At 62.2% G+C, this 26335-nt stretch carries 22 protein-coding genes; 8 read left to right on the plus strand and 14 right to left on the minus strand.

From position 1 onward, the window contains the following. Positions 1 to 55: 55 nt before the first annotated feature. From HNQ65_RS07455 to HNQ65_RS07470, 4 genes are read left to right on the plus strand one after another with little or no spacing between them, the layout of a single operon-like run. The gene (locus HNQ65_RS07455) at positions 56 to 1021 is read left to right on the plus strand and encodes an ABC transporter ATP-binding protein (protein WP_184338869.1); all 966 of its coding nucleotides are present in this window, start codon (positions 56 to 58) and stop codon (positions 1019 to 1021) included. Further along, complete coding sequence (locus HNQ65_RS07460) at positions 1018 to 1776, plus strand: ABC transporter permease (RefSeq protein WP_184338870.1); 759 nt, start codon at positions 1018 to 1020, stop codon at positions 1774 to 1776. The genes HNQ65_RS07455 and HNQ65_RS07460 overlap by 4 nt, the downstream gene beginning before the upstream one ends. Before the next feature lie 27 nt (positions 1777 to 1803). After that, positions 1804 to 3327, plus strand: a complete 1524-nt coding sequence (locus tag HNQ65_RS07465; protein WP_184338871.1) for a GldG family protein — start codon at positions 1804 to 1806, stop codon at positions 3325 to 3327. A 28-nt stretch (positions 3328 to 3355) separates the two neighbouring features. Then, entirely contained in the window at positions 3356 to 5191 is a 1836-nt protein-coding gene (locus tag HNQ65_RS07470; protein ID WP_184338872.1) for a DUF4340 domain-containing protein, read from the plus strand. A gap of 558 nt (positions 5192 to 5749) precedes the next feature. Here the strand turns inward: HNQ65_RS07470 and HNQ65_RS07475 are convergent. Both HNQ65_RS07475 and HNQ65_RS07480 read right to left on the minus strand, forming a co-directional pair. Further along, positions 5750 to 8197 carry a PPC domain-containing protein gene (locus tag HNQ65_RS07475; RefSeq protein WP_184338873.1) on the minus strand — a complete coding sequence of 816 codons (2448 nt, stop codon included), beginning with the start codon at positions 8195 to 8197 and terminating at the stop codon, positions 5750 to 5752. An 86-nt stretch (positions 8198 to 8283) separates the two neighbouring features. Next, on the minus strand, positions 8284 to 10368 hold the full coding sequence (locus HNQ65_RS07480; protein WP_184338874.1) for an FAD-dependent oxidoreductase: 2085 nt from the start codon (positions 10366 to 10368) through the stop codon (positions 8284 to 8286). Positions 10369 to 10470: 102 nt separating this feature from the next. Here HNQ65_RS07480 and HNQ65_RS07485 point away from each other — a divergent pair, with 102 nt between their 5' ends. Next, on the plus strand, positions 10471 to 11118 hold the full coding sequence (locus tag HNQ65_RS07485) for a hypothetical protein (protein WP_184338875.1): 648 nt from the start codon (positions 10471 to 10473) through the stop codon (positions 11116 to 11118). 112 nt (positions 11119 to 11230) lie between these two features. Here HNQ65_RS07485 and HNQ65_RS07490 read toward each other — a convergent pair whose 3' ends face one another. Genes HNQ65_RS07490 through HNQ65_RS07520 form a run of 7 tightly spaced genes read right to left on the minus strand, consistent with a single transcriptional unit; the run spans position 11231 to position 17211 of the window. Then, positions 11231 to 11803, minus strand: a complete 573-nt coding sequence (locus tag HNQ65_RS07490) for a methyltransferase (protein WP_184338876.1) — start codon at positions 11801 to 11803, stop codon at positions 11231 to 11233. A 36-nt stretch (positions 11804 to 11839) separates the two neighbouring features. Beyond that, positions 11840 to 13246 (minus strand): efflux transporter outer membrane subunit, encoded by a 1407-nt coding sequence (locus HNQ65_RS07495; protein ID WP_184338877.1) that lies wholly within the window; start codon positions 13244 to 13246, stop codon positions 11840 to 11842. Positions 13247 to 13275: 29 nt separating this feature from the next. Continuing rightward, positions 13276 to 14229, minus strand: coding sequence for an efflux RND transporter periplasmic adaptor subunit (locus tag HNQ65_RS07500; RefSeq protein WP_184338878.1), 954 nt, complete (start codon positions 14227 to 14229; stop codon positions 13276 to 13278). A gap of 3 nt (positions 14230 to 14232) precedes the next feature. Beyond that, complete coding sequence (locus tag HNQ65_RS07505; RefSeq protein WP_184338879.1) at positions 14233 to 14931, minus strand: ABC transporter ATP-binding protein; 699 nt, start codon at positions 14929 to 14931, stop codon at positions 14233 to 14235. Further along, positions 14928 to 16067 (minus strand): ABC transporter permease, encoded by a 1140-nt coding sequence (locus HNQ65_RS07510; protein WP_184338880.1) that lies wholly within the window; start codon positions 16065 to 16067, stop codon positions 14928 to 14930. The genes HNQ65_RS07505 and HNQ65_RS07510 overlap by 4 nt, the downstream gene beginning before the upstream one ends. Before the next feature lie 48 nt (positions 16068 to 16115). Beyond that, entirely contained in the window at positions 16116 to 16853 is a 738-nt protein-coding gene (locus HNQ65_RS07515; protein ID WP_184338881.1) for a TetR/AcrR family transcriptional regulator, read from the minus strand. A gap of 55 nt (positions 16854 to 16908) precedes the next feature. Beyond that, positions 16909 to 17211, minus strand: a complete 303-nt coding sequence (locus HNQ65_RS07520; protein WP_184338882.1) for a hypothetical protein — start codon at positions 17209 to 17211, stop codon at positions 16909 to 16911. A gap of 95 nt (positions 17212 to 17306) precedes the next feature. Between HNQ65_RS07520 and HNQ65_RS07525 the strand changes: the two genes are divergently transcribed. Next, positions 17307 to 18950 carry a sulfatase family protein gene (locus tag HNQ65_RS07525; protein ID WP_184338883.1) on the plus strand — a complete coding sequence of 548 codons (1644 nt, stop codon included), beginning with the start codon at positions 17307 to 17309 and terminating at the stop codon, positions 18948 to 18950. A 498-nt stretch (positions 18951 to 19448) separates the two neighbouring features. Here HNQ65_RS07525 and ruvC read toward each other — a convergent pair whose 3' ends face one another. From ruvC to HNQ65_RS07545, 4 genes are all read right to left on the minus strand, one after another. After that, positions 19449 to 20003 (minus strand): crossover junction endodeoxyribonuclease RuvC, encoded by a 555-nt coding sequence (gene ruvC, locus HNQ65_RS07530; RefSeq protein ID WP_184338884.1) that lies wholly within the window; start codon positions 20001 to 20003, stop codon positions 19449 to 19451. After that, on the minus strand, positions 20003 to 20482 hold the full coding sequence (locus tag HNQ65_RS07535) for a DoxX family protein (protein WP_184338885.1): 480 nt from the start codon (positions 20480 to 20482) through the stop codon (positions 20003 to 20005). Before HNQ65_RS07535 ends, ruvC begins: the two co-directional genes overlap by 1 nt. Before the next feature lie 16 nt (positions 20483 to 20498). Then, the gene (locus HNQ65_RS07540; protein ID WP_184338886.1) at positions 20499 to 21197 is read right to left on the minus strand and encodes a polysaccharide biosynthesis/export family protein; all 699 of its coding nucleotides are present in this window, start codon (positions 21195 to 21197) and stop codon (positions 20499 to 20501) included. Positions 21198 to 21449: 252 nt separating this feature from the next. Continuing rightward, positions 21450 to 22280, minus strand: a complete 831-nt coding sequence (locus tag HNQ65_RS07545; protein WP_184338887.1) for a serine/threonine-protein kinase — start codon at positions 22278 to 22280, stop codon at positions 21450 to 21452. An 89-nt stretch (positions 22281 to 22369) separates the two neighbouring features. Here HNQ65_RS07545 and HNQ65_RS07550 point away from each other — a divergent pair, with 89 nt between their 5' ends. Next, a complete protein-coding gene (locus tag HNQ65_RS07550) occupies positions 22370 to 23158 on the plus strand; it encodes an ABC transporter ATP-binding protein (RefSeq protein ID WP_184338888.1) in 789 nt (262 codons plus the stop codon). 48 nt (positions 23159 to 23206) lie between these two features. Continuing rightward, complete coding sequence (locus tag HNQ65_RS07555; protein ID WP_184338889.1) at positions 23207 to 24415, plus strand: FtsW/RodA/SpoVE family cell cycle protein; 1209 nt, start codon at positions 23207 to 23209, stop codon at positions 24413 to 24415. A 560-nt stretch (positions 24416 to 24975) separates the two neighbouring features. Here the strand turns inward: HNQ65_RS07555 and HNQ65_RS07560 are convergent. Next, the gene (locus HNQ65_RS07560) at positions 24976 to 26295 is read right to left on the minus strand and encodes a Gfo/Idh/MocA family protein (protein ID WP_184338890.1); all 1320 of its coding nucleotides are present in this window, start codon (positions 26293 to 26295) and stop codon (positions 24976 to 24978) included. Positions 26296 to 26335: the final 40 nt, after the last annotated feature.

Below are 26335 nucleotides of genomic sequence, written 5' to 3' on the forward strand. Positions count from 1 at the left end.
TTAAATTCGCTTTCCCCTTTTTTTCGCCCCACCACCCCCTTTCTCCTTCCCAGTCATGATTGATGTACAGGACCTCACCAAGCAGTATGCCGGGCGCACTGCGGTGAACCACATCTCCTTCCGGGTGGAGCCCGGCGAGATCGTGGGATTTCTCGGCCCCAATGGCGCTGGAAAATCCACCACCATGCGCATCCTCAGCGGCTACATGCCGGCCACCTCCGGGCGTGCCAGCGTGGCGGGTTTTGATGTCTTCCACCAGTCCATCCAGGTGCGGCAAAACGTGGGCTACATGCCCGAAAACGCGCCGCTCTACTCCGACATGAAGGTCAAGGAGTACCTCCGCTTCCGAGCCGAGCTCAAGGGCCTCTCCGGCCTGTCGATGCGCCGCCGCATTGGCGAAGTCATGGAGCTGACGGGCGTCACGGACATGCGCAAGCGCCTCATCGGCAATCTTTCCAAAGGCTACCGTCAGCGTGTCGCCCTGGCGGACGCCCTCGTGCACAAGCCCAAGCTGCTGATTCTGGACGAGCCGACCAACGGACTCGATCCGGTCCAGATCCGTCATGTGCGTGACCTGCTGCGCAGCCTCAAGTCCAAGCATACGGTGCTTCTGTCCACCCACATCCTGCATGAGGTGGAGCAGAGCTGCGACCGCGTCATCATGATCAATCAGGGGCGGATCCGCGCGAATGACACGCCGGAAAACCTGACCCGGCAGCTGCGCTCCACCACACTGCTGCATCTGGAGCTCGAAGGCAGCGGCCCGGTGACCGAAAAACTCGCCGCCCTGCCCGGCGTGCGGAAGGCCACTGAGGAACCCCTGCTCGTACACCCCTGGCGGCGCTACACCCTGCGGGTAGAACCCGACCAGGATGTGCGCGAGGCCCTGCTGACTCTGGCGACCGCGCAGAAGTGGCGCATCCGCGAGATGCACCGCCAGCTCCCCACATTGGAGGATGTGTTTGTCGAGTTCTCGATGAACGCAGGCACCCCCTCAGACATTCCCACCCACGTCCTATGAGGCTCTTCTGGATTTTGCTCAAAAAGGAGCTGCACGCATTCTTTGTCTCCCCTGTGGCCTACGTCGTCCTGGCACTGGCCATGGTGCTCAACGGCTTTGCCTTCCGCGCCGCGCTTTCCGTGTTGGAGAGCGCCCCGAGCGAGGGGTCCATCGTCAGCTGGACCTTCCATGCCATGTGGTTCTGGCTCTCCTACTTTTTCATCTTCCCGCTGCTCACGATGCGCCTGTTTTCGGAGGAGAAAAAGCTCGGCACCCTGGAGACGCTCTTCACCGCGCCTGTGCGCGCCTGGCAGGTGGTCGGAGCCAAGTACCTGGCATCCGTCATTGTTTACTGCGTCCTCTGGCTGCCCAGCCTATTCAATTTCAAGTTTGCCCACTGGATCTCCGCCGGCCAGGTGGAACTGCCGCCCGGAGCCATCGCGGGTGCCTACATCATTCTCGTGGCCATGGGCATGTTTAACCTGGCGGTGGGCTGCTTTGCGTCTGCGCTGACGTCCAATCAGATCGTGGCCGCCATCATCTCCTTCACCCTGAGCCTGCTGCACTTTCTGCTGGGGGTCTTCATCATGGTCGTGGGACACAAGATCTCGGACACGATCGTGGAAGTGGTCAACTACTTCGCCGCCACCGAGCACATCCGCATCTTCACCGCAGGCCTGATCGACAGCCGTCCCATCATTTACTACCTCAGCATGTCGCTGCTGTTCCTCTCCTTCACCCATCACGTGGTGGAGTTCCGCCGCTGGCGCCCGTGATATCCCTGAGCCCGCACGCACACCACCATGCAGGACACTGAACAGACTCCATCCCAGCAGGAAGCCGCCCCGAGCCCGGAGGCACCTGCGCCCGCAGCCCCCGCCATGCCCAAGCGCGGCGGAATCGGCCTCAACGTCGCCATCCAGATCTTTCTGGCCCTGGCGCTCTTTGCCGGAGTGAACCGGCTGAACTACTACCACTACTGGCGCTGGGACATGAGCCCGAGCCAGGACTACACGCTGAGCCCCGCCACCCTGAAGTATCTCGACAGCCTCTCCCGCGATGTGCAGATCTACATCGTCTTTGGCCGCGACTCCAAGGTGTATGGTGACATCCAGTCGCTGCTGGAGGAGTACCGCAGCCACGGCCGTCAGCGCATCAAGGTGCGCTCGATTGATCCGGTGCGCGACATTGAGCGCGCCGAGCAGCTCAAGGCAGACACCGGGCTGTCTCTGGCTCAAAACGGCGTTCTGATCCGTTGTGGCGTGAACAAGCGCTTCATCACGGAGGATGAACTGGTCGTGCGCGAGAAAGGCACCAGCACGAACAAGCAGATCACCGAATTCCGCGGAGAGGACGCCATCTCCTCCGCCCTCATCTCCGTCGTGGAAGGCCGCATCCGCCGCTTCTACTACGTCGTCGGCAAAGGCAGCCGCACCGGCCAGGGGCAGGATGACGCCTACAATGCCTCGATCGAGCTCGGCAAGCAGCAGAACTTTGAGGTGATTCAGGTCAATCTCTCTGAAGTGGCCCACATCCCCACGGATGCCGACGGCCTGCTCATCCTCGGCCCCCGTTACGACCTCTCCGAGCGTGAGATCTCCATGCTCAATGACTACTGGCGCACCAAGCGCGCCGGCATCTTCATCATGCTGGACCCCAGCGGTGAAACCACCCGCCTCAATGGCTTTCTCACCGCCAACGGCGTGCGCCCACGTGGAGACCGTGTGCTCTGCGCTGAGAGCACCAGCACCGGTGCCAGGAAGGAATACACCGTGCTCGGGGAATTCGTCAAAGACGTGCCTTTCACCCGCCACCTCACGGCCTCAGCCATCACCCTGGCGGGGCAGAGCGAGTCTCTAGAAATCAAAAAAGACAGCCCGGAGCTCAAGGAGCAGTCCATCACCCCAAGCCCGCTGATCCAGGCCTCCCCCCGCTTCTGGGGAGAGCGCCAGTTCCTCGAAGAGCTGCCCATCGTGGACGAGGAAGACACCCTGCCGCCCATCTACGTGGCGGCCAGCGTCGAACGCGGCGCCACTGCCGACGAAACCCAGCGCGCCAACAGCTCCCGCATGGTCGTGGTGGCGAATGCCACGCTCCTCGACAAACAGACCATGCTCTCGATCAGCCACGACTTCGTCGCCGCAGGCGTCAACTGGCTGATGAACCGGGAAGATTTCATCGGCATCCCTGCCAAGGCCCGCCATTCCTACCGCATCCAGCTCACAGACAGGCAGCATGAGCTGATTTTCTGGATCACCTCCATCACGCTGCCGGGCATCGTTCTTGGCCTTGGGCTCATGATCTGGGCCAGCCGCCGCGCCGCCTGAGCACCACACGTCCCTCCTTTCTCCAAGCATGAGCGCACGCACCACCCTCGTTCTCTTCCTGCTCGTGGCCGCCATGGGCGCGATCATCCTCGGCATCGAGCGCTACTTCCCCTCCGCCATTGACATCCGGAATGTCCGTCGTGGCCCCACCCGATTTGAAAAGGAGAAGGTCACCCGCGTGGAGGTGCTCACTGCAGACAATACACCGCTGAACTTTTCTCGTGATGGAGCGGCCTGGAAGCTGCAGCAGCCGTTTGAAGACCTGGCGGACCCTGAAAAGGTGGCCGCGCTCATCATTACCCTCCACGAAGTGGAATGGATTGAGCGCATCCACCGCGAGGAGTTTGACGATGCCGAATGGCAGAAGACCGGACTGGACAAGCCCCGCTTCAAAGTCCGCCTCTTCTCCGCAGACTCCCCACTCTACGAATGCTGGTTTGGCTCTCCCGGCGTCGTGGAAAACAGCCTCTACATCGGCATTCCCGAACATGGGGGAGAAACGGCCTGGTACCTCGCCAAGAGCAATGCTCCCGCCGTGCTGCAAATCCCTGCTCTCTCCTGGCGAGATCCGAAGCTCCTCCGCCTGCCCGCTGAAGTGATCACGAGCATCACGCTCACCCAGCCCTCCGGCCAGATCACCCTTGCCCGTGAAAACGAGCACTACCCCTGGCAGCTGGAGAAGCCGCTGAAGACCCGTGGCAGCAAGGAGCGGATCACCGAGCTTCTTTCCGCGATCCTCAACATCGAGATCACCGAAGCCAAGGACGCCGCCCATGCCACCGCGCTGGAGAGCAGCAAGACGCCGCACGCAGACGAGATCAAAGTCACGATCGAGTCTAAAACCCGGGGTCGAACCTATGAATTTACGCTCAAAAAGCCAGCCGATGAAAAGCAGGCCACCACCACGGCCACAACAGCCTACCGCAAGCCATCCTTTACCGTCGTCGCCAAAAACCTGCTGTCACTGTGGGTGACTCCCAATGAGCTGAGAGATCACCTCCTGGCCCAAATCGACGGAGAGCATCTGGATTTTCTCACGATCAACAGCAAGACACACCCTGAAGTCAACCTGCGCAACGAAGGCGGCTCGTGGTATCTGCAGCGCCACGGCAAATGGGATGCCGCCAACGGAGATCGTGTGGCCCGCTGTCTGAACGCGCTGAACACCTATGAAATCCTGGACTTTGCCGCTGACACCGCCGCCGACCTGGCTCCCTACGGCCTGAATGATCCCTTTCAGACCATCACGTGGACGCCACAGCGTTACAAACCGATCAAGCTGATGTTTGGCCACAATGCCGAGAGCACTCAGTTCTTTGCCAAATACGACTCCGAGCCCTTCATCTACCGTATTGACGCCTCGCTGCTTCCCTCCATCCCGCCCGATGGCATCAAGTGGAAGGGCCTCGGCGCACTCCGTTTCACGACGTTTGCCCTCCGCCGCATCAGCCTCGCCCAGGGTGCCCTGGCACCTGTGGTGCTGGACTACAATCCGGTGACGGCCGAATGGAAGGCCAACCGCGGCGGGCGCGATGTCACGGCCGAGATCGACCGTGTGAAGGCAGACCAGCTCGCAGGAAACCTTTCTCGTTTCACCGTGCATGACTGGGCCGTGGACCGCACCGATGCGCTGCAGGCCCTGAAGACGCCCTTTCTCACCATCCAGATCGTGCTGGGAGAGCCCGGACGCACGGATGGCCCTGTGCGCGAGGTGGAGATCCTTTTCTCCCCCACGCAGCCCAACGCCAACACTGCCTTCTATTTCGGCCAGGTGAAAGACGACCCGGACATCTTCTACATGACCAGCAGCGGTCTTTTGCAGATCGCGGGCATCAATGTATTCAAGCCCAAGCCCACGAAGTAGCGGATTCTCAGAATGAGAGTGGCTGGAGCCAGGGGTGGCTGAAGTTTCGTTATTCGCCGTTTCTGCTTATCCAGGGTGTATGGGCCAAACGGCGCGCCGAGAGGTGGAATGAAGAGAGCAAACGGAGTGTGAGGCCAAAGAAGTTGAAAACGGACTGCACTGGGGCACCAGCATTCCATGATGCCTGCCAAATGGAATGGCGGAGTGCGATCGCACACGCTCGCGCATCCACCAGCACGCCATCGCACATCCGCGAATCCGCTGCAGATGGGGGGATCAAGATGATCCCCCTGCTCGTGCTTCTGCCAGCAGACCTGTTTTCAGCGCAGCGCAATTGAGATCTACGCATGCCGTCCGGCCAGCGAAAGCTGGCAGCTGCGTTTCCCCCTTCGCTCTCCGAGCTACGGAGGATGAGCTGTGCCTCATTCCGCGAATGGACTCAAAATAGCACCGCGGCGCTCGCGCCAAATTGGCAGTGCGCTCGCGCTTATGAACGGCGCATACCGGCAGTCGTCGCTTTGGAACAAAGACGAACGCCTGCCGGTAAGAGCTCAAGACTTACTTCTTCGCACCAGAGGCTTCCATGCGGAGCTGCTCCAGGCGGGAGAGAACTTTCGGGGCGGGAGCGGCGGCGGGCTTGGGAGCTTCCTTGGGCTTGTTGGCAGCCACCACTGGCGCAGCGGGCGGCGGGGTCACCACCTTGCGTGGGGCGTCAATGCGGAGGATGGAGCCCAGCGCGATGCGATGGATCGTCGTGGTGTTGGTGCCCTTCACTGGGACGTCCACACGCACAAAGAGGTTGCCCTGCTTGCCGATGGGAGACTTGGCATCCGTCTTCACCTTGAAGGCCACTTCCTTGGTGTCCTTGGTGATCTTCGCGGACTCGATCGGGATGGTGTCCGGCACGCCAAGCACCTGGGCGCTGGCCTCGCCTTCAAAGGGCTGCAGGTGCTCCAGCTTGGCCACCATCACAGCTTCCTTGCCCTGCTCCACAGCGACGAGCGGGATGGCAGGTGCCGTGAGGTAGGCGGGTGCGGTTTCCACTTCGGTAAAGGGAGACGCATTGTAGATGCGGCCGCTGCCACCATCGGCCTCGCCCATCACGGTGAAGTTCCATTTGCCCGCAGGTGCGGCGGAGTTCGCATCGAGCTGGAAGGTGCACTCGTTCTGGCCTTCAGGGATGGTCTGCTCGCCGAGGGCGCTGACGCCGTTGGGCTTCCAGATCATGAACACGCGGATGGGGGCCTTGAAGCCCTCCTTGCGCTTGGCGGCCACTTTGAGCTCAAGGATGCCGTTGTTCACGAGCGGCACGGCAGGCTTCACGATCTCCAGGGAATACGGAGCCTCCTCCACCACGGCCACCGGCAGGCGGTCTTCGATCTGGGTGTAATAGACCACGTTGCCATTGCGCACGACGTCAAACTCCTGGCGCAGCTTGCCGCGAGTCTTGATGTTTGGATCCACAGCGGTGAGAGAGATCGGCACCACCTGATGGCCCAGCGGAGCCTCGGGGGCGGCCTCAAAGAGCAGCGGGGCGCTGCCAATATCCTTGGGCACCACGTCGGTGAGCAGCTTGACGCCCTGCGGCATGTTCTGCACGTCGAACTTGAAATCGCCGGAGACGTTGTTGCGCGTCACGTTCACCAGCGTGGCGTAGCGGCCGCCTTTCGGCACCGGGATGAACTGGCGGTAGTTGTTATCGTTCACCGTGTACTGCGGAGAGGCAAAGAAGACCTCGGGCTCTGCGGTGATGAGCTCGATTCGATAGACAAAATTCGGGCCGCCGCGTTCCAGGTGATCGGTCACACGAACAAAGTAGTCGCCGTCAGCGGGGATGCTGACCTTGAACTTGCTGTCCAGGCGTCGGCGGCCACCGCCGTCGTCATTGCCGCTTAGGGAGCCGCCCTTGGCATTGTACACATTCACCACGCTGTCCAGCGGGGAGCCGATGCTCTGGGCAAAGGCTTGCAACTCCACGGTCATGCCTTTCTTGAGAGGCACCTTGAAATAGTCCACGTCGCCGGGCTTTTCGATGATGCCGTTCAGAGCGATGGGAGAAGCAGGAGCGGCTGTGGCCGTGGCCTGGTCCTCATTGGGCTCCACTTCAAAGGCGTTGTCAAAGGTCACGAGACGGAAGGGATTGCCGGAGGGAGCGGGCTCCTGGGTCTTGGAGAACATCATGTAATCCGGGTCGATTTCCGCCGGGAGCTGCGCCTCTTCTTCAAAGGAGCCGTCTTTTTCGATGAAGCGAACCTTGGTCTTGGTGGCAACTTTGCCACCCGCCGGGAAGACAACGTCCGGACGGCGGAAGCTGCCGATGTGAAGACGATAGTAGGAGTTGCCGCCGCCACGGTAGGAGGACTCGCGAATCATCACGGTGTAGTCGCCGTCTTCCTCGGCCACATAGGAGCAATAACCGTCCTGGCGGTGGAGGATGGTGTCGTCAGAGGCGGCCTTTTCAAAGCGGTCCTTGTCGATGATGGCCACGTAGGGGTCAAAGACGGTGTAACCGAGGCGGAGGCCGTCCACTTCGACGGAGAGGCGCTGGCCTTTCTTGAGGCTGACGCGGTAGTAGTCCACGTCCTCGTTCTGCACCACGCCTTCGATGGTGGAGTTGATCGGCACCACCTGCGGGGTTTCAAAGTCGCTGTTGGGCTCCTTTTCGTCCACGTTCGGGAAGATGCCCACAAAGAACTGGCGTGCATGGGAGATGCCGGTGCGAGTGCGCACTCGCATGAGGTGATTTCCCGGGGGCACTTCTGGCGCGATGGCGATGGTGAGCTCCACCTTGGTTTTTTCCACCTTTTCCACACTCTTCTGCGTAAAGCCCGGTGAGAAGAACATCAGGCTCTCGAAATCATCCAACTGAGTGCCGGTGAGCGTCAGCTTCACCTCCGTGCCACGCTGCGCGCCGTTTGGCTTCGTGGTGGTAAAGGTGGGGTACGCAGCATAGGCGGACGTGGCGCAAGCTGCGGCAATGAGGAGCAAATGACGGATGGAGGACATGACGATGGTTAGGGGTCGCCTAACCATACGCAGCAGAAAAGCAGGAAATTACGAAATGGCTGAAGTTCCCTGCTTCCCCTTTCCCCTTACTCCTGCACCGACACCCAGCGGACGCCGTCCACGACGACGTAGCCGTCGGTGCCTGCGTTTGAGATGGTGATGGCGGTGTCGTGGCCGCATTCGTATTCACCGAGATCGATCCAGAAGAGACCTTCGCCGGCTTTGGGGGAGCGAAGGTCGACTTTGAGCTTCTTCACGCCGCCTGCGTACTGCACCTCCACGGGGGCGTTGGTGGCGCGGTTGCTGTTCGGCGGGGAGGCCAGCATGAGGCGGTATTTGCCGGGCTTGGTCAGCTTCGGCTCAAAGCGCAGGCTGCTCTTGCCGTCCTTGGCGTTGCTGTCGTGGCTGTAGCCGTCGCCGAGGAAGGTCTTGGCCGCGCCGCTTTCATGCCAGTCGCCGGTGACCTTGGCGTCCGTGTCGTCCATGACGATGCCCTTGAGCGATTTCGGGTCTACGCCGCGGGTGGTCTTGGGGCCGTCGTAGTGGAGGATCTGGCCGTCTTTGAGGATCTGCGCCTTCAGCTTATCATATGGCACGCTCTGCACCGGGATGCCGTCTTCGATGGCCAGCACCGCTGCGGTGGCGGCGCTCTGGCCCAGGATCATGAACACGGGCTCCATGCGGATGCTGCCGTAGGCGATGTGACTGGCGGACATGGCCACCGGCACCAGCAGGTTGGTCCCCTGCCCTTTCTTGGGGATCAGAGAGCCGTACGCGATCTCGTAGGGCCCCTTGGTGCTGACGCCGATGTCGCCCTCGTTCTGCACATTGCCTTCCGGCGTGATGTAGCGCTGGATGTTGTGGGAGTCGATGCCGTAGCTGCCCATGCCCACGCTGTCTGGAGTGGGGCGCTTTTTGAGCAGCTCGTTTTCGGTCATGACGTAGCTGCCGATCATGCGGCGTGCCTCGCGGATGTAGAGCTGGTGGCTCCAGTTGCCGTTGTCGGTGAACTCATCTTTCGGCAGGCCCCAGGTCTGCAGCTCTTCCTGCACCTTCTTGGGTACGCGCGGGTCATTGGCCACGAACCACATCAGGCCCTGCTGATACTGGCGATGCTCGGCAATGATCTCGCGGCGGCGCTCGTAGCTGGCCTCCGGGTAGTCGTGATTGTAGCCGATATTGTCAAAGCTGAAGGGCCCGTGGTTGTTGGTGTCCGTCTTGTGGTTCGGGATGGGGTCAAACTTCTCGAAGAACTCGCCCCAGCCGGTGTTCAGCACGCGCAGCAGGATTTCGTACTGGTTCGCGTCGTAGCCTTCCGGCTTGGGAAACGGCACTCGGTTGCTCGGATCATTCGTATAGCAGGCGCGGAAGCAGTAGGCCTGCACGCCTTTGTCTCCAGCGCCATACTCTCCCGGAGGCGCAGTGCTCACTCGGGGCAGCACGCCGCTCTTCGGATCTCCCGGCACCTTGTAGGCGCTGATCGGCTCCTTCACCGCGCCAAAATGGTGGCGGTGGTGCAGCACGCCCACCTGAATGCCGTTCCACTTTTCATCATACACGCTCTGCGCCTCGCGGCCCACATGGTAGTCCACACCCGCCGCTGCCATCAGGTCGCCCTCATAGGTGGCGTCGATGAACATCTTCCCTTCATAGGTCTTGCCGCTCAGCGTGGTGATGGCGGTGATCTTCTCGCCATCTTTCTTCACACCTTTGGCGCGGTCCAGCCACTCATCGCGCACGACTTCCAGGCCGAACTCCTTGACATAGTCTTCAAAGATCTGCTCCGCCACATGCGGCTCAAAGATCCACATCGTGCGGTTTTCGCCGTCCACAGCGGGTGTGCCCTGGCCCTTGCCGCCGTATTCGGATTTCTTCTGCTGCACCCAGGCGGAATCCTTGTCGTAGTGCTGCCAGACGCGATGGTAAAAGTCACGCGACAGACCGCCGATGACGGCCTTGTTGCCGGTGTCAGTGAAACCAAGACCACCGCTGCTCAGACCGCCGAGATGCTTGTCCGGAGACACAACGATCACACTCTTGCCCATCTTCTTGGCCTGCACGGCGGCAATGACGGCGGAGCAGGTGCCGCCATAGATGACGATGTCATGCTCAGCAGCCCAGAGGGATGACAAGGAAAGGAAAGCGGCAGCGAAGGAGGGAATGACTCGCATAAGGGGGTTGGTTGAACTGTAAAATGAGGCCGGTTGTTCCAGCATCTGAGCTGAAAACAGGCTTTGCTGCAATGACAAGTGCCTCCAAAATCGCCGGCATCCATGTACTACGACTTTCTGACCAAGTGGGGAGGCTGGGCCGCGCTGGCGGGCATGGGCGTGGGCTTCATCACCACGCTGATGATCGGCGTGCTGCAGCCGAGAAACACTTTCAAGTGGTGCCTCATGTCATTCTCAAGCCTGCCACTCTGCCTCGGCATCCTGTGCCTTCTGGGAGGCTGGCAGCACCTGTACAAAGGTGATGCCACATCCGCACGCACGACCTTCATCATCGCAGGAGTGGCGCTCTGCCTGTTTGCAGCCCTGTGTGGATTCTCGCTCTCCATCGCACATGAGAAAACGCCCGAAGAGGAGCCGCCCGGGCGTGCTGCCTGCACACGTCATGCACGCTGGCTTTCCATCAGTGGATTTGCGGGCTTCGTTGTCGCAGCCACTGGCATCTTCAGTTTGTTGAAACTAAATCCTCCAGCCCCCTGGGATGCCTGGGGTGCACCTCTCATGTTTGTTTTGTGCTGTGGCGGACCGGCAGCGCTGCTCATCTTTGCCTTTCCACCCCGCTGTGCCGCCTGCAAAACCGGCCGCATGAGATTCAAGGGCAGCAGGCCTGTTTGGTACCGCTGTCAGAGCTGCGGCGAAACAGTGCACACCCACATCCTGCTCGGCAGCAGGAACGGCTCCAACCGTGAATAGCCGCAACGCTGCCTGAAGGGAATCCGGAACAAGAAGGGCACCAAAAGCGCCCCCAGCGGCCAGCCGGTGCTGAAGCTCAGCATTTAAGGCAACGCCGTGATCAAGCCCTCACTCACACCACCCGCTTCCGCCAGACATTCCATGGCAGAAGTCTGCCGGACTGCTGCATGTAGCGGCGGTAGAAGTCCGCATGCGCAGAGCCGGAAAGCAACTCGTCTTCCTGCCGCGCGGCCCGGCGATAGGTCACGGCCAGCAGCAGCCAAAGCACCGCCGCCTCGGCACTCTGCGCGCCCACCACCAGCCCCAGCATGAAGAGCAAATATGCCGAATAAATGGGATGCCGCACACGTGCGTAGGGGCCGCTGGTGATGATCCTGGCAGGCACATCCGGACTGAAAACACGCCCCGGCACCTGCGTGCCGTGCTGGCGGTAAGACCAGAAAAACAACGTCAGGCTGGCGAAGCCCATCACCACGGCGGCGATCTGGCACCACACCTCTGCGCGGTAAAACATGGTGTGCGCCAAAACCCAGAGCGGCAGGCCCATGAAGAGCAAAGTGATGGTCAGCTTGAGCCGCGTGAAAAGCCCCCTGCTACTGCCCGAAGGCCGGAAGAGCCTGGGCACCGCAAAGCCATAAACCACGAGACACACGAGGCTGAGGATGGAAACGGGAAGATTCAGCACGCAACGGGATCTATATGAAACAACATCCCTGCCACATCACTTCCAGCCACCACCCAGCGCCTTGAGCATGGCCACGCTGGCCATCAGGCGCTGGCCCTGCACCTGAGCGGCCAGCAGCTTGGCATTGAGCACGGTGCGGTTGGCGTCCACCACTTCAAAGTAGCTGGCCAGACCTTTCTGGTAGCGCAGTTCAGCCAGGCGCTGCGTCTCCTGCGCCGCAGCGATGGCTGCGTCCAGAGCCTTGGACTGCTTGTCGTAGGCGCTGGCGTCCAGCATGCTGTCCTCCACCTCCTGCAGCGCCACCAGGATGGTCTGCTTGTAGTTGTTCAGCGTCTCTTCATAGCCTGCCTTGGCAGATGCCAGGTTGGCTCTCAGCTTGCCGCCCTGAAAGATGGGCAGCGTCATGCTGGGCCCGATCGTCATGATGCGGCTGCGCTGGTCGAAGAAGGCAAAGGTGCCGATGCTTTCCAGACCGCCGGAGCCGTTCACGCTGAAGGCAGGATAGAAGGAGGCCTTGGCCACGCCGATCTTGGCATTCGCCTCGCGCATTTTCTGCTCTGCCGCGCGGATGTCAGGCCGGCGCTGCAGCAGGGTGCCGGGCAGTCCGCCCGGGACGCGCGGCGGCTGGGGCATGCTGGATTTTTTGGCCAGCTTGAAATTCGAGGGGATCTCCCCGCAGATGACCGCCAGGGCGTTCTCGGCATTGCCACGCTGGCGCTCGAGCGCAGCGAGGTCGTTGCGTGCCAGCTCCAGCTCCGTCTTGGCACGGGCCACATCCATCTCATTGGCCAGGCCGCCCTTGAAGCGGGACTCCTGCAGTTTCAGGGCTTCTTCACGCCAGTTCTGCGTGCTGATCACCACATCGATCTGCAGATCCAGAGAATGCGCCAGGAAGTACAGGCGCGCGACTTCAGCGGCGATGGTCAGACGCTGGGCGGAAACCGTCTCCAGCGCGCCAAACTGGGCCGCCTTGGATCCTTCCACCGCACGGCGCACACGGCCCCAGATGTCCACCTCCCAGCTTTCCTCCAGCAGGCTCTGGTAGCGGCGGCGCTGCAGCTTGGGCAGCGTCACGCCCGGCGGCAGGTTGGCGCCAAAGGAGCTTTGGGAGAGGCGCTCATACTGCATGCCGTCGCGCATGTTCAGCGTGGGGAACCAGCTGGCCTGCTGCACGCCCACGAGCGCCCGCGCCGTCTCCACGCGGGCCAGGGCGCCGCGCAGCTGCTGGTTGTTGGTCATGGCGTTGTCCACCAGCTTGTTGAGCTCGGAGGAGCCAAAGAGCTTCCACCATTCTCCCGGCACGGGAATGTCCGCCGTGCTGACCTGGCTGCCGCCGTTTTTCCATTTGGAGGGCATGAGCACCTCAGGCAGCTTGAAGTCCGGCCCGACGCTGCAGGAGGATAACAGCAGAACCGGAAGCAATGAACGAAAATGCATGGTCATGAGAGGGAGAGATAGAAAAGGTACTGTCGTTACTGGATACGCTCGCCACCGTCGGCATCAATAAACACATCCACCTGCTGGCCGGGGTATAAAGTCACAGCGGCATGATTCTGCAAACGATAGATCACCTGCAGGACGCGGGTGTCCACACGCTCCGTCGCGGCACCGGTGAGGGAGCGCTTGGGGATGACGTAGGGCTCAAAGCGCAGGAAGGCCAGATCGCAGGATTGCGCCGCATTGCCACGCACACGCGCCTGGGCAAGGCTGCCGGCTTTGAGCCTCCAGGCCTCATGCTCATCCACATCCACGCGCACATGCAGCTCCGCCACATCTCCCAAGATGAAATAGGGATCTGCCACCGGCTGCGTGGTCACGGTTTCCCCCGGGCGCAGATTCACGCGGAGCACGGTGGCATCGATCGGAGCGCGGATGGTGCTGCGGTCGATCTCAGTCTGAGCGATTTCGACGGCAGCCCTGGCTGACTCCAGGCTGGCGCGTGCCGCCAAAGCGCGCGCGGCGGCGATGTCCACGGTGCGTCTGCGACCAGTCGTCTGCTCTTCGCTGATGGCGCGGGTGTCGCGGATGTTTTCAAGGAAGCGCAGCAGATCCCGGGCCTCTGCCAGTGTGGCATCCGCGACAGTGACCTGCGCCTGCGACTCGGCCTCCCTGGCACGGGCAGCGGCCAGCTGGGAGTTGAGCTCGCGCTGATCCAGCACGGCCAGCGGTGCGCCCGCTTTGACCACGTCTCCCGCCCTTACCAGCACGCGCTCCACAATGCCGGGGCGGTGGCTGCCCACGGCGATGTTTTCCGAGCGCGGCTCCACCAGGCCGACTGCGGCGACGGTGGTGGCAAAGGCCGAGCGCGGCGCAGGTGAAGGCGGCTGCGTCAGCTCGCGACGCGGCTGCGTGCGGGCGATGGAGATGCCAGTGTAGGCGATGCCGCAGGCTGCGATGAGAGGCAGCAGGAGTCCGTGGGTTTTCATAGGTCAGTGCGTGGTGGTGTGGGTGATGATGCCGTCGTTCATGTGGGAGATGCGGCTGGCAAAGTGGAAGACCCGGTTGTCATGCGTCACGACGACGACGGCGCGCTCCGGGTGCACGGCTGCGGTGGCGAGGAGTTCCATGACGGACTCGCCCGACTTGTGGTCGAGCGCAGCGGTGGGCTCGTCGCAGATGATGAGGCGCGGCTCATGCACGAGCGCGCGTGCAAGGGCCACGCGCTGCTGCTGGCCGCCGGAGAGAACGCGTGGCAGCGCGGACGCCCTGTCTCCGATGCCGAGACGCTCCAGCATGGCCGTGGCCCTGGCGACGGCTTCCCGCCGTTTCAAGCCCGCCGCCAGCAGAGGCACCGCAGCGTTTTCCGCCGCCGTGAGCGAGGGCAGCAGGTTGTACTGCTGAAAGACGAAGCCGATATGGCTGCGGCGAAAGAGGATCTGGTCGCGTGGGCTCATGCCTGCCAGGCTTTTGCCAAACAGAGCCACCTCCCCAGCGCTGGTGTCCAGCAAACCGGCGATGATGGAGATGAGCGTGGTCTTGCCGCAGCCGCTGGGGCCCACCAGAAAAGTCATCTCCCCGTGGAGGGCGTCAAAATCGACTCCTCGCAGCACTTCCACACGGGCATCCCCGCTGCCGAAGCTGCGGCGGACGGATTGACACTGTACAGCGATGGACGGGATGGATGTCATGAACGGAAAACCTCCGCAGGTTGAAGTTTGAGGACGCGACGCAATCCGGCCGCACTGGCCAGCAGGACGACAATGAGCATGAACACGCCGACGCCCGCGGCGCTTTGCCACAGCAGCGTGATGTGCCGTGTGGCGATGACCTTGAGCGTGATGTTGAAGAAAGTCGCCGCCAGGGCGCTGCCAAAACCATAGCCCACAAACCAGACCACCACCGCCTGCAACAGGATCATGCCGAGCAGTCTCAGGTTGGTGACGCCTATGGCTTTCAGAGCGCCAAACTGCTTCAAGTTTTCGACGGTAAAAAGGTAGAACGTCTGCCCGGTAACCACCAGGCCCACCAGAGTGGCCACCGCGATGGTGATGCCAAAATTGACCGGGATGCCGGTGTTTTGCAGGTAGTAGACCACACAGTCCCACGCAAACTGCCAGGTGGTGCGCGCCTTGAGCCCGGTGGCCTCCTGGATGCGCAGGGCCAGCTCCTCGGGTGAGAGCCCGGCCTGTGCACGTGCCAGCACAAAGGAGAGCTGCAGCCGCTGCTGTCCCTGAAAGTTCAGCGCTTCGCTGTAGCGGGCGTGAATGATGGGCAGAGAGACGAATCCAGGCAGCGCATCTGAAATGCCGGCGATCTCGACACGCTGGTCGTTGAGCTCCAGCTCGCGCCCCAGCTCCAGCGGCTCGCCGGGGTAGAGCATGAGGTAACCGGCCTTGTCGATCACGATTTGATGCGGGTGGCGCAGCGCCTCCCACGAGCCGAGGATCATGTGGCGCGGAGCACCGGCCAGTGTGGCGTCATCCAGCCCCAGCGCCACGCAGGTGGCAAAGCGGCCTGTGCTGGTGCGGGCGACCGGATTGCCTTTGAAAAGCCGCACCGCATAGTCTACTCCGGGCACACCCCGCACGCGGGTGAGATCGGTGTCTTTGAGCGCCTTGTTTTCGTCAAAGTAACGCGTCTGCGGATCCATCACCCACACGTCCGCATCGGTGATGTCGATGACCCGGTGACCGGTGTTTTTCATGATGCCGGCAAAAATGGAAATCTGGTTCTGCAGGAGGAAGGTCGAGAACGCGACGGCGAAGATGAGGCCGATGTATTTGGCCCGGTCACCGATCAGCATGCGGAAAGCGACGAAGTTCATGAACGTTGGTACATTTTTGACTATTGGTCGATATTGCGGCAAAAAAAGTTACTCGCTGGGCAGCCAGGCCAGAGCGCTGGGAAACAGCTCCTTCACGATGCTCTTGTCCGTGCTGGCATAGTCATGCTCATGCAGGAGCGGCTTCCACCCCAGGCCGTCGCAGACGAGATCCTGATTGAGCCGCACGGAACTCATGGGATCGGTGATGCCTGCCTGCACACGCAGCATCGGCTCCTGGGTCATGACATGGCTTCCGACAGTGACGGACACCAGCGCAAAGGTGGCCTGCTCAGGCGTGACGCGGCCGCCCGGAATGTCTCCCAGGGCCATGGCCTGCACGACGATGTTGTTGAGCACACGCCAGGTCCGCGCGGCCTGAAAGGCGTGGGCTTGCCTGCGCGCCTCGCTGGCTTTCTCCCAGAAGGACGCGGATTTGAGCATCATCTCGACGTGGAAATAATCGGGGTGGTTGAAGGCAAACTCACAGCAGGCAAAGCCTATGGCGCGGCAGCGCTCGCGTGACAGGCCCTTGAACTGCGCGGCCTTCTCAAAGAGATCGGCGCGCATGCGCAGCGCATCGGTCGCCACAGCCAGCACCAGGTCTTCCTTGGAGGTGAAATGCTGGTAGAGCGTACCTTTGGAGTACTCGACCGCCTCCGCCAGCTGATCCATGTTCCAAGCCTGAAAGCCTTTTTCGAGCAGCAGCCGGCGGGCATGCGTGAGGATCAGCTCTTCGCGAGCCTGAAACTCCCGCTCTTTGCGCGTAGGTGTGGCCAAAATGCTCATGAACAGCGCCATGCTGTCCATTTTTGACCGTCGGTCAAATTATTTCACCTTTGAATCATTCAGGGCGGGTGGCACTGACCGTATGGCACCAGCTGGCAAAAATGTCATTCGCCATGTCGTGGGCCTCCTCCGCCTCGACGTGCTCCTTCACGACTTGCGGCGCGGGCAGCCAGCCCGGGGTGGTGGTTTCTCCAAGGTGGATCTGCTCGGTGGCACGGAGAAAGGCCCTGAGATTAACAGTGAGCTGCTGGCTGTGACGGTCATGATTGGCGATGGCTTCGGCACAAAGCTCATGCACCACCCCTCCGATTTCGAGAGTTTGGAGTGCCTTGGTGGTGTCGAGGAGGGCGTGGATCATGACTGATTTTCGGACGCCCCCGCGAGGAGGCTAGGGGTTAAATACGACGGATTTTGCCGAAGCTTTGACGATGATGCGGCGTTTGAGTGGGCGCCATGCGCCACCTTCTCCTCTGCTGCCTTGCCCTGACCACCCTCGCCGCTGCTGCGGACAAGCCGCTGAACATTGTCTTCCTGTTTGCCGACGACTGGGGCCGCTACGCCAGCATCTACGCCGAGCACGAGAAATTCCCCTCGCCCAATCAGGTGGTGAAGACGCCCAACATCGACCGCATCGCCCGCGAGGGGGCGCTCTTCAGCCGGGCGTATGTGAATGCGCCGAGCTGCACGCCGTGCCGCAGCGCGCTGCTTTCAGGCCGCTATTTCTTCAACTGCGGCCGCGCCGCCATTCTCAATGGTGCGGTGTGGGATCCCGCCATCCCCAGCTACCCGCTGCTGCTCAAAGACCAGGGCTACCACCTCGGCAAATCCTTCAAAGTCTGGAGCCCCGGAGAGCCCGCCGACGCGCCCTACGGCGGACAGCAGTTCGCGTATCAGAAGAGCGGCGGCCGCTGCAATCAGTTCTCCGAGGAGGTGACGAAGATGGTGGACAGCGGCGTGCCACTGGATGCCGCCAAGCAGCAGATCTACGACGAGGTGCGCGGAAACTTCAGCAGCTTCCTTGCCGCGCGTCCGCAGGGTGCGCCCTTCGTCTTCTGGCATGGCCCCACCAATGTGCACCGCAAGTGGGTCAAAGGCAGCGGCCAGGCCCTCTGGGGCATCAATCCCGACGACCTCAAAGGCAAGCTGCCCAAACACCTGCCCGACGTCCCCGAGTTCCGCGAAGACTTCGGCAGCTACCTCGGCGAGATCCAGGCCTTTGACGCGCAGGTCGGTGTCATCATCAAACGACTCGAAGAAGCCGGTGAATACGACAACACCGTCATCGTCATCAGCGGAGATCACGGCGCGCCCGGATTCCCCGGCGGCAAGTGCAACCTCTACGACTTCGGCGTGAATGTGACCCTGGCTATCCGCTGGCCCGGCCAGCCGGGAGGGCGCTATATCGAGGACTTTGTGAATCTCATGGACCTAGCGCCTACCTTCATGGAGATCGGCGGGGCAAAGATCCCTGACGGCGTGAATGGCAAGAGCCTTGTGAGCTTGATGAAGTCCGGCAAATCCGGCCGCATCGAAAAAGAGCGCGATTACGTGATCACCGGCCGCGAACGCCATGTGAGCGTGGCCCGTGAGGGCAATCTCCCCTACCCCCAGCGTGCGCTGCGCAAGGACGGCTTCCTCTACATCCACAACTTCAAGCCTGAGCGCACTCCCATGGGCGACGCCAAGACGCTGACCGACAGCTTTACCCCATCACAGGACGAGCTGGAAAACGAAACCGGGGTGGCCTTCCCTGACATGGACTCCTCACCCGCCAAAGCCTGGCTCATCCAGCACCGCCACGACTCGCAGTATCAGTGGTACTTTGACTACGCCTTTGCCAAGCGCCCTGAGGAGGAGCTCTACGACCTGAGCAAAGACCCCGACTCCACCATCAATGTGGCCGCAGAGCCCGCCTACGCCGAGGTAAAAAACAAGATGGCTGCCGAACTGCTGGCCAAGCTCAAAGCCGTGGGCGATCCACGTGTCACGGCTGATCCCGTCCCCTTTGAAAACCCGCCTTACACGCTGGACACCAAAACCGGCCACCCAGGCAAGGGCAAGAAGGGCAAAGGGAAGGCGAAAGCCAAGGCAGAGTGAGCAGGGCAGACAGCTCCGACATCCTCGTTTCTCGTTTCCACCTCTAGGGAGGGAAAATGGAAACGAAGCAAATGAGGCGTCTGTGTGCCCTGTAGCGCGCCGGAGAATGAGCATTGGGTTTCTGCGAAGGCAGATCGCAGCCCGCAGCTCAGGGGTGTGGCGTGCCGCACAGGGGACTGTGCGGACCACTTTGCTGGCGCAAGGCTCGTGCACCCGCTTCGTTTCTCGTTTCCACTCCTAGAGGCAGAAAAATGGAAACGAAGGAGGAACGGGTTCTTTTGAGAGCTGGGTGTGATACCCTGATGCGTTGAAAACAGGTCTAAAGTGGAGGCACAAGCGGACGGAGGGGGATCATCTTGATCCCCACACCTGCAGCATGTTCGCGGATGTGCGATGGCGCTGGATGACACGGCAGGCTCGGCTTTGTGGAGACGCGAGAATGCAGGGCATTGCGGGAGCGTGGGGGTCAGGACGAGCCCTCTCCGCCAGCACCCTCCTCTACACCCTCCTCGTCTCACGCTCTGTCACCCTGGCAGCAGAGGCGTTTTGGAAGTGGGTGATGGCTGCGGCGAGGGCGTCGGCGGCGTCGGGCTCGGGGGTCTCGCGCAGGCGGAGCTGGGCGCGAATCATGAAGGCCACCTGATCTTTCTGCGCAGCACCACGGCCTACGGCGGCCTGTTTGATCTCTCGCGGAGCGTATTCGTAGATGGGCAGGCCGTGCTCTGCTGCGGCGATGAGGCAGGCCCCGCGAGCGGTGCCGAGCACGATGGCCGTCTTGAAGCTCTGCACGTAGATGGTGGTCTCGATGGCACACACGGTGGGCGCGTGACGGGAGATGACATCGCTCAGCCCGGTGCGGATGGCCACGAGGCAGCCTGAGGGCAGGAGCGGGGGCTTGTTGTGGATGACGCCCCACTCGATGGCGCGCAGGGTGCCGCCCACGCTTTCCACCACGGCCCAGCCGGTCTTGCGCAGGGCGGGGTCGATGGCGAGCACCCGCTCCACGGCCTGCGGGGCGGTGGAGGCGTCTGCAGTGCCGGGGCTGCGGGCCATCAGCGGCGCTTTTTCATGCCGCCACCCTGGCCGAGGCGGAAGAGTTGATCCACCGAGACGGAGCCCGAGCCAAAGAGCAGCAGCGTGGCGGTGATGATGAGGTAGAGCCAGGCGGCCTCCACCTTGGGAGAGCCGGCATGCTGCAGCACCACCAGTGTGGTGATGACCACCGGCAGGAAAAGCAGCGCAAAGAGCCGCGTGAGGAAGCCGATGATCCAGCTGAGCGCCACGCCAAAGACCAGCACGGCCACCACGGGCGCTAGCAGGTGGGCGTAGGGCATGCCGGCCTGATGAAAGGCGGGCACCCAGTCCCAGCTCTTCTCCTGCCAGAAGAAGTGGTAGGCATCCTGCGCGGCACCGAGGCCATAGCGCGTCATGAGCAGCAATCCGGTGCCGATGCGGAGGATGGCGGCGGTTTGGAAAAAGGAGCTGAGGGGGGCTTGCGCCGCGGCTGGATTGCCGCCGGTGTATTCGAGCATGGCTGGAGATGACAGATCAGATGTCTGTGGAAAGGGTGATGATGTCGCCGGCCTGCGGCTCCCATTTGCGGTCCGCAGATTCCAGCGAGGTGAAGAAATGGCGCTGCCCACGGCGGGAGATGTACACGCCGCGATTGGTAGAGCCTGGCTTGCGGCCTCCGGTAACGGTGACGGCCTGCCTGACGGTCATGTCTTTGAAGGCGGGGATGAACTCGCGCTCGCGCACGTCGCCATTGAGATAGACGACGGGGGTGTTTTCCACGGAGATGATCTGCACCATGATCTCGCGGGTGTTCCGACCGGCCAGGCGGAAGACCATGGCGATGGCGTCTGCCGCCTCCGGCAGGTGCAGGCCGCCGACGCGTGCGGTGCCGGTCTCGCCCAAGGGCAGGAGGCCGTCGCTGTTCACCATGGTGATGCCGCTGTAGATGCGGTCAGGGCTGCGGGTGCCTTCATACACCTCCAGGCGCAGGGTGTGTCCATAGCCGATGCTGTGGCGGGTGTTGAAGGGCACCTCGGGGTCATTGGCGTCCACGCTGTCCTTGTCAGGCATGCCGGGGATGAGCTTGGCCACGGTGCGCATGCTGGGCAGGCTGAGCTTTGGCAGCTTGGGCATGGGCACTTTCAGGTCCGGCATGAGGTCCGTGAGCAGGGTGCAGGAGCAGAGCACGAGGCTGGCGCTGGCAAGGAAAAGTGCTGAAGAGACGCGCATCATGGGAAATAGCTAGGTAACGATGCAGCCATGATGGCGGCACGTGCTGCGAAGGCAAGAGGCTTTCGCCTTCAGGGCGATTACTTCTCACGTCAGGTAAAATTTGCGCGCAAATGCGGCATCGTGCCATCAGTGGTGGCTTCCTTCGACGCACGCAGTCTGGCACACACCGCGCCAAAAGGGCCCGTCCTCCTTCGTTTCCATTTTCCCTCCCTAGAGGTGGAAACGAGAAACGAAGCGGGAGGGGCTCAGCGCTCACTCCTCCGGCGGCACCACGCCCTCTGCACCAGCTTCATACACTTGCAGTGCAGCGGCGGCGGAGGCCGGGCGCTGCGCGGGCTGGCGGCGGATCAGCCACTCCACCCAGCGGGTGGTGTGCGGGGGCAGATCCGGGCGCAGGGCGGCCAGCGGCTGCGTGCGGTGGTGCAGGTGCGCCACCATCACCTGCGGGGAGAGCTCTCCCTCAAAGGGATGCCGCTGTGTCAGCGCGTAGTAAAAGGTGCAGCCGAGGGAGTAGAGATCCGTGCGCGCATCCAGCGGCTCTTTGCGAAACTGCTCCGGCGCCATGAAGAAGACGCTGCCGGGCAGGCCTGCGGGCGCAGGCGCGGCGGACGCGGATGCCATGGGCGTGGCCAGCCCAAAGTCGATGAGCTTCACCTGCAGGCCGCCAGCAGGCAGGCGCTGCAGCATGAGGTTCCCCGGTTTCAGATCCAGATGAAGCAGGCCCTGTGCGTGCATGCAGGCCACGGCAGCCAGCGACTGCCGCACCAGGGCGTCAAAGTCTGCCGCTGCCAGCGGCGCACGTGCCAGGGCGTCTTCCAGCGGCTCTCCGGGCAGCAGCTCCAGCACGAGGAAGGCACCGCCGGCATCGGTGCCGGAGTCCAGCACCGTGGCGATGCCCGGGTGGTGCAGCGCAGACTGCAGCAGCCCTTCCTTGAGCAGCGCCTGCACGGCGGCGGGGTCCGCCTGGTCAGCACGGGTGCGCTTCACCGCCACCTCATGGCCGCTGTGGCGGTCCCGTGCCCTGAAGACAGTGCCCAGACCGCCTTCGGCGATGCGGGACAGCAGCTCATAGCGTTCGTTCATCGGGAGAGATGGGGGATGCTGACACTTTCGTGCTTTCCCGCAATGAAACTTTCGCTCGTTTGGGCGCGTGTGCTAGAATCCGCATCCCGATGCCGCTCCTCAGCGTTCAAGACCTCAAAATTCACTTCCCCGTACGCGGCGGCTGGCTGGGCCGTGCCACCGATGTCATCAAGGCGGTGGACAAGGTCAGCTTTGATGTCGAGGAGGGCTGCACCGTGGGCCTCGTGGGGGAAAGCGGCAGCGGCAAGTCCACCGTGGCCCGCGCCCTGCTCAAGCTCACGCCCGCGACCTCCGGCAGCGTGACCTATCTGGGGCGCGACATCCTGCCCATGACCGAGGCGGAATTTCGCCCGCTGCGCAAGGACATGCAGATGGTGTTTCAGGACCCCATCGGCTCGCTGAACCCGCGCATGACGGTGGAGTCCATCCTGGGCGAGCCGCTGGAGATTCACGCCAAGGAAATGAACCGTGAGGCACGCCGCGAAGTCTCCGCCGGTCTGCTGAAAAAAGTGGGCCTGCCCGAGGATGCCCTGCACCGCTACCCACATGAGTTCAGCGGCGGCCAGAGGCAGCGCATCGGCATCGCGCGTGCATTGGCCGTGAAGCCGCGCTTCCTCATCTGCGACGAGCCCGTGAGCGCGCTGGATGTCAGCGTGCAGGCGCAGATCCTGAACCTGCTCAAAGACATCCAGGCAGAGCTGGACCTCACGCTCCTCTTCATCGCGCATGACCTCGCCGTCGTGCGCCACATGAGCGACCACATCGTGGTCATGCACCACGGCAAGGTGGTGGAGCAGGGAGATGCGGACGAGCTCTGCGAAAACCCACGCCACGACTACACCCGCAAGCTGCTCGATGCAGTGCCCGAACTCATCTAGCGGAGTGGTGCTGCGCCCTTCCTTCCCAGACTCTCTTTTCCTGATCCCATGACACCGCTTTTCAAAAAGTTTCTCGGCATGAACTGGCTCCTCGTGCTGAACATCGCCGCGCTGATCGTCTTCGGCGTGTATGCCATTTACAATGCCTCGGCCTACAAGGAGGACGTGGCCATGTCGCTGAAGTATCGCGACCAGATCCGCTGGGTGCTCATCGGCCTGCCGTTCTTCTTTGCCGCGTCTCTCATCGACTACAAATGGGTGCGCTGGGCCTGCGTGCCGATGTACCTCGCAGGCATCGGCGGTCTTGTGGCGGTGCTGGCCTTCGGGGTGGAGATCGGGGGAAACAAGGCGTGGATCAAGGTGGGCAGCATCATGGTGCAGCCTTCACAGTTTGCCATCATGTCCGGCATCCTGATTCTGGGCGTCATCTTTGGCGAGCTGCCGCGCATGCTGCCGGTGTTTCGGCGGCCGTGGCTGCGCATCATGATGGCAGGCATGGTGGCCGGGGTGCCGGCGCTCATGGTCATCAAGGAAGACCTTGGCTCCGGCCTGGTGTGGGGGCCGGTCTTTCTCACCATTATGCTGGTGGGCAGCATCCCCTTCCGCTACCTGATCACATTGCTGCTATGCGTGGTGAGCGTGGTGCCGCTGGTCTACGTCTTTGCGCTCAAGCCCTACCAGCAGGCGCGTATCCAATCCACCTGGTACATGCTGACCAACCAGCTCGACAAGGTGGACCTGCAAAACGAAGGCTGGGTGGCCAAGTATCTGCAGATCGCCGTCTCCACGGGCGGGCTGGAGGGTAAGGGCCCGGAGTCCAAGAAAGTGCCGGACCAGACCTCCATCCACCGCACCTTCTTTCCGCATGAGTCCATCAATGACTTCATCTTCGGCGTCATCTGCGAGGAGTTCGGCTTCCGGGGCGCGCTGCTGGTGCTCTCGGGCATGGCGCTGCTGCTGCTGCAGGGCGTCTTTGTGGCCTTTTGTGCGCGGGATCAGCTCGGGCGGCTCATCGTGGTGGGGGTGGTGGCCATGTTCTTTGTGCACACCTTCCAGAATGCCGGGATGAATCTCGTCATGCTGCCCGTCATCGGCCTGCCCATGCCCTTTGTGAGCTACGGTGGTACCTTCGTGGTCGTGACACTCTTCCTCATGGGCATGGTGCAGAGCGTGTGGGTGCACCGGAACATCTCCGCCGTGAAAAAGAAGCGCTCCGTGAACGGCCCGCGCCGCGATGAAGAGGACGAGGAGGAGTAGGCGGGAGCATCGTGGTCTGCCATGAGCAGGCCATCTGCTCGTTTCTCGTTTCCACTCCTAGAGACGGAAAATGGAAACGAGAAAAAGGGTCTTTAATGAGGTGTGTGCCGGTCTGACTTGGCCCCTCATGGTGGTCCGTGCAACGCGAAGCCAGCCGAAGGCAATCCTCTGTGCGGTTCGCGCTATCCAGCATTTCATGCGGCCAGCCAGCGCTCTGGCAGAGTGGGATCGTCCCGATCCCACACGCTCACGCATCGCCCGGCGCGCTCGCACATCCACGAACACGCTGGGGAGATCAAGATGATCCCTCTCTGTCGGCTCGTGCCTCCGCCTTCAGACCCGTTTTCAACGCATCGTGGTATGAGCGCTGGGCTTCTGTGCAGACAGATCGTGGCCCGCAGCTCAGGGGTGTGGCGGGCCGCACAGGGACTGTGCGGACCACTATGGCAGGCCGCCTTCTGCGAAGGCGCACCACCTGAAAAGAGCCTACTCCTTCGTTTCCATTTTTCCTCCCTAGGAGTGGAAACGAGAAACGAAGCGGAATGGCCTCATGCGGTGCCTCACACGATCTCCCAGCCTTTGCGGTAGTCGCGGCGCACCATCTTGTCGGCTGCGGCGTTGTTGGGGATCTTCAGGCCGGGCGCGTCCCAGGTGAGGTTCTCGCCGGGGAAGGCGCTGGCCAGGCAGCCGAGCAGCACGGCCTCGGTCAGCGGGCCGGCGTAGTCAAAGTTGGCGGAGGGCTGCTTGTCGCCCTTGAGGCAGCAGTCGATGAAGTCAGCCCAGTGGTCGCGGGGTTCCAGCTTGGGATAGGCACCAAAGCTGGCGAATTTCTCGCGCGGGTACAGCAGCGGCGTGGAGCCGTGCGGGGAGAGCAGCACGCCCTCGGTGCCCAGATAAATCGTGCCCTGGCCGGGGAATTTGGAGACGTCTCCCACCAGTGCCATGACCTCGGCTGGCGGACGGGCGTCGCCATCGGTCCAGGTGACTTTGACGGTGTCGCCCGCAGTGTATTTGGTGCCTTTGAAGGTGTACTCCACCACGGCGTTGATGGCCCAGTTGTCCTTATTCGGCACAGGGCCGGTGGACTTCACGGAGATGGGCGCGGCGAGATCGAGGGAGCGGAACCAACCGCTGAACATGTGGCAGCCCATGTCCCCCAGGGTGCCGGTGCCAAAGTCACGGCGCTTGCGCCAGTTGCCGGGGTGATCGTATTTCTCGATGTAGCTGCGCTCGGAGGCCACGCCCAGCCACTTGTCCCAGTCAAACCCGGCAGGGATGGGATCGCTCTTGGCCGGGCGCACTTCGAGGTCTCCCCACTTCTTGTTGGAGAAGGTGTGGGCTTCCTTGACCTTGCCGATGGCACCCATCTGGATGAGGGCCACGGCGTGGCGTTCGGTGAAGGCGGAGGAAATCTGGATGCCCATCTGCGACATCACCCCCTTGGCGCGGGCGCGCTCCACCATCTGGCGGCATTCCCACAGGTTGTGCGCCAGAGGTTTCTGGCCGTAGATGTGCTTGCCCTTGGCGATCGCGGCCAGGCCGATGCTGCCGTGCATGTGGTCAGGCGTGGAGACGTTGACGCTGTCGATGTTGTCGGCCTCTTTTTCCAGCAGCTCGCGCCAGTCCTGATACACGCGGATGTTGGGCCACTTTTTCTGTGCGTTGGCAAAGTTGCGCGTATCCACATCGCACACGGCCACCAGCTCCCACATGGGGTGGTTGGACATGGCGCTCATGTCGGCCATGCTCATGCCCGCAGCACCAAACGCGGCGTGGCGCAGCTTGCCATTGGGCGAAGCGGCGCGCATGCCGGTGGTGACCCACGGGGCGGCGAAAAGGGTGGCGGCGGACTGGCGTATGAAGTGGCGGCGTGATTGCATGAGCGGCGGTGGGAATGAAATGGGTGAGCGCGAAAATACG

The organism is Prosthecobacter vanneervenii, from assembly GCF_014203095.1.
Lineage (GTDB): Bacteria > Verrucomicrobiota > Verrucomicrobiia > Verrucomicrobiales > Verrucomicrobiaceae > Prosthecobacter > Prosthecobacter vanneervenii.

What these genes read in the sequence shown, in the direction of transcription:
- HNQ65_RS07465 (WP_184338871.1), top strand. Translation starts at nt 1,804, where the DNA reads ATGCAGGACACTGAACAGACTCCATCCCAGCAGGAAGCCGCCCCGAGC.
- HNQ65_RS07555 (WP_184338889.1), top strand. Translation starts at nt 23,207, where the DNA reads ATGACACCGCTTTTCAAAAAGTTTCTCGGCATGAACTGGCTCCTCGTG.
- HNQ65_RS07480 (WP_184338874.1), bottom strand. Translation starts at nt 10,368, where the DNA reads ATGCGAGTCATTCCCTCCTTCGCTGCCGCTTTCCTTTCCTTGTCATCC.
- HNQ65_RS07495 (WP_184338877.1), bottom strand. Translation starts at nt 13,246, where the DNA reads ATGACCATGCATTTTCGTTCATTGCTTCCGGTTCTGCTGTTATCCTCC.
- HNQ65_RS07500 (WP_184338878.1), bottom strand. Translation starts at nt 14,229, where the DNA reads ATGAAAACCCACGGACTCCTGCTGCCTCTCATCGCAGCCTGCGGCATC.
- HNQ65_RS07520 (WP_184338882.1), bottom strand. Translation starts at nt 17,211, where the DNA reads ATGATCCACGCCCTCCTCGACACCACCAAGGCACTCCAAACTCTCGAA.
- HNQ65_RS07515 (WP_184338881.1), bottom strand. Translation starts at nt 16,853, where the DNA reads ATGAGCATTTTGGCCACACCTACGCGCAAAGAGCGGGAGTTTCAGGCT.
- HNQ65_RS07525 (WP_184338883.1), top strand. Translation starts at nt 17,307, where the DNA reads ATGCGCCACCTTCTCCTCTGCTGCCTTGCCCTGACCACCCTCGCCGCT.
- HNQ65_RS07470 (WP_184338872.1), top strand. Translation starts at nt 3,356, where the DNA reads ATGAGCGCACGCACCACCCTCGTTCTCTTCCTGCTCGTGGCCGCCATG.
- HNQ65_RS07505 (WP_184338879.1), bottom strand. Translation starts at nt 14,931, where the DNA reads ATGACATCCATCCCGTCCATCGCTGTACAGTGTCAATCCGTCCGCCGC.
- HNQ65_RS07475 (WP_184338873.1), bottom strand. Translation starts at nt 8,197, where the DNA reads ATGTCCTCCATCCGTCATTTGCTCCTCATTGCCGCAGCTTGCGCCACG.
- HNQ65_RS07560 (WP_184338890.1), bottom strand. Translation starts at nt 26,295, where the DNA reads ATGCAATCACGCCGCCACTTCATACGCCAGTCCGCCGCCACCCTTTTC.
- HNQ65_RS07545 (WP_184338887.1), bottom strand. Translation starts at nt 22,280, where the DNA reads ATGAACGAACGCTATGAGCTGCTGTCCCGCATCGCCGAAGGCGGTCTG.
- HNQ65_RS07510 (WP_184338880.1), bottom strand. Translation starts at nt 16,067, where the DNA reads ATGAACTTCGTCGCTTTCCGCATGCTGATCGGTGACCGGGCCAAATAC.
- HNQ65_RS07550 (WP_184338888.1), top strand. Translation starts at nt 22,370, where the DNA reads ATGCCGCTCCTCAGCGTTCAAGACCTCAAAATTCACTTCCCCGTACGC.
- HNQ65_RS07455 (WP_184338869.1), top strand. Translation starts at nt 56, where the DNA reads ATGATTGATGTACAGGACCTCACCAAGCAGTATGCCGGGCGCACTGCG.
- HNQ65_RS07535 (WP_184338885.1), bottom strand. Translation starts at nt 20,482, where the DNA reads ATGCTCGAATACACCGGCGGCAATCCAGCCGCGGCGCAAGCCCCCCTC.
- HNQ65_RS07485 (WP_184338875.1), top strand. Translation starts at nt 10,471, where the DNA reads ATGTACTACGACTTTCTGACCAAGTGGGGAGGCTGGGCCGCGCTGGCG.
- ruvC (WP_184338884.1), bottom strand. Translation starts at nt 20,003, where the DNA reads ATGGCCCGCAGCCCCGGCACTGCAGACGCCTCCACCGCCCCGCAGGCC.
- HNQ65_RS07540 (WP_184338886.1), bottom strand. Translation starts at nt 21,197, where the DNA reads ATGATGCGCGTCTCTTCAGCACTTTTCCTTGCCAGCGCCAGCCTCGTG.
- HNQ65_RS07460 (WP_184338870.1), top strand. Translation starts at nt 1,018, where the DNA reads ATGAGGCTCTTCTGGATTTTGCTCAAAAAGGAGCTGCACGCATTCTTT.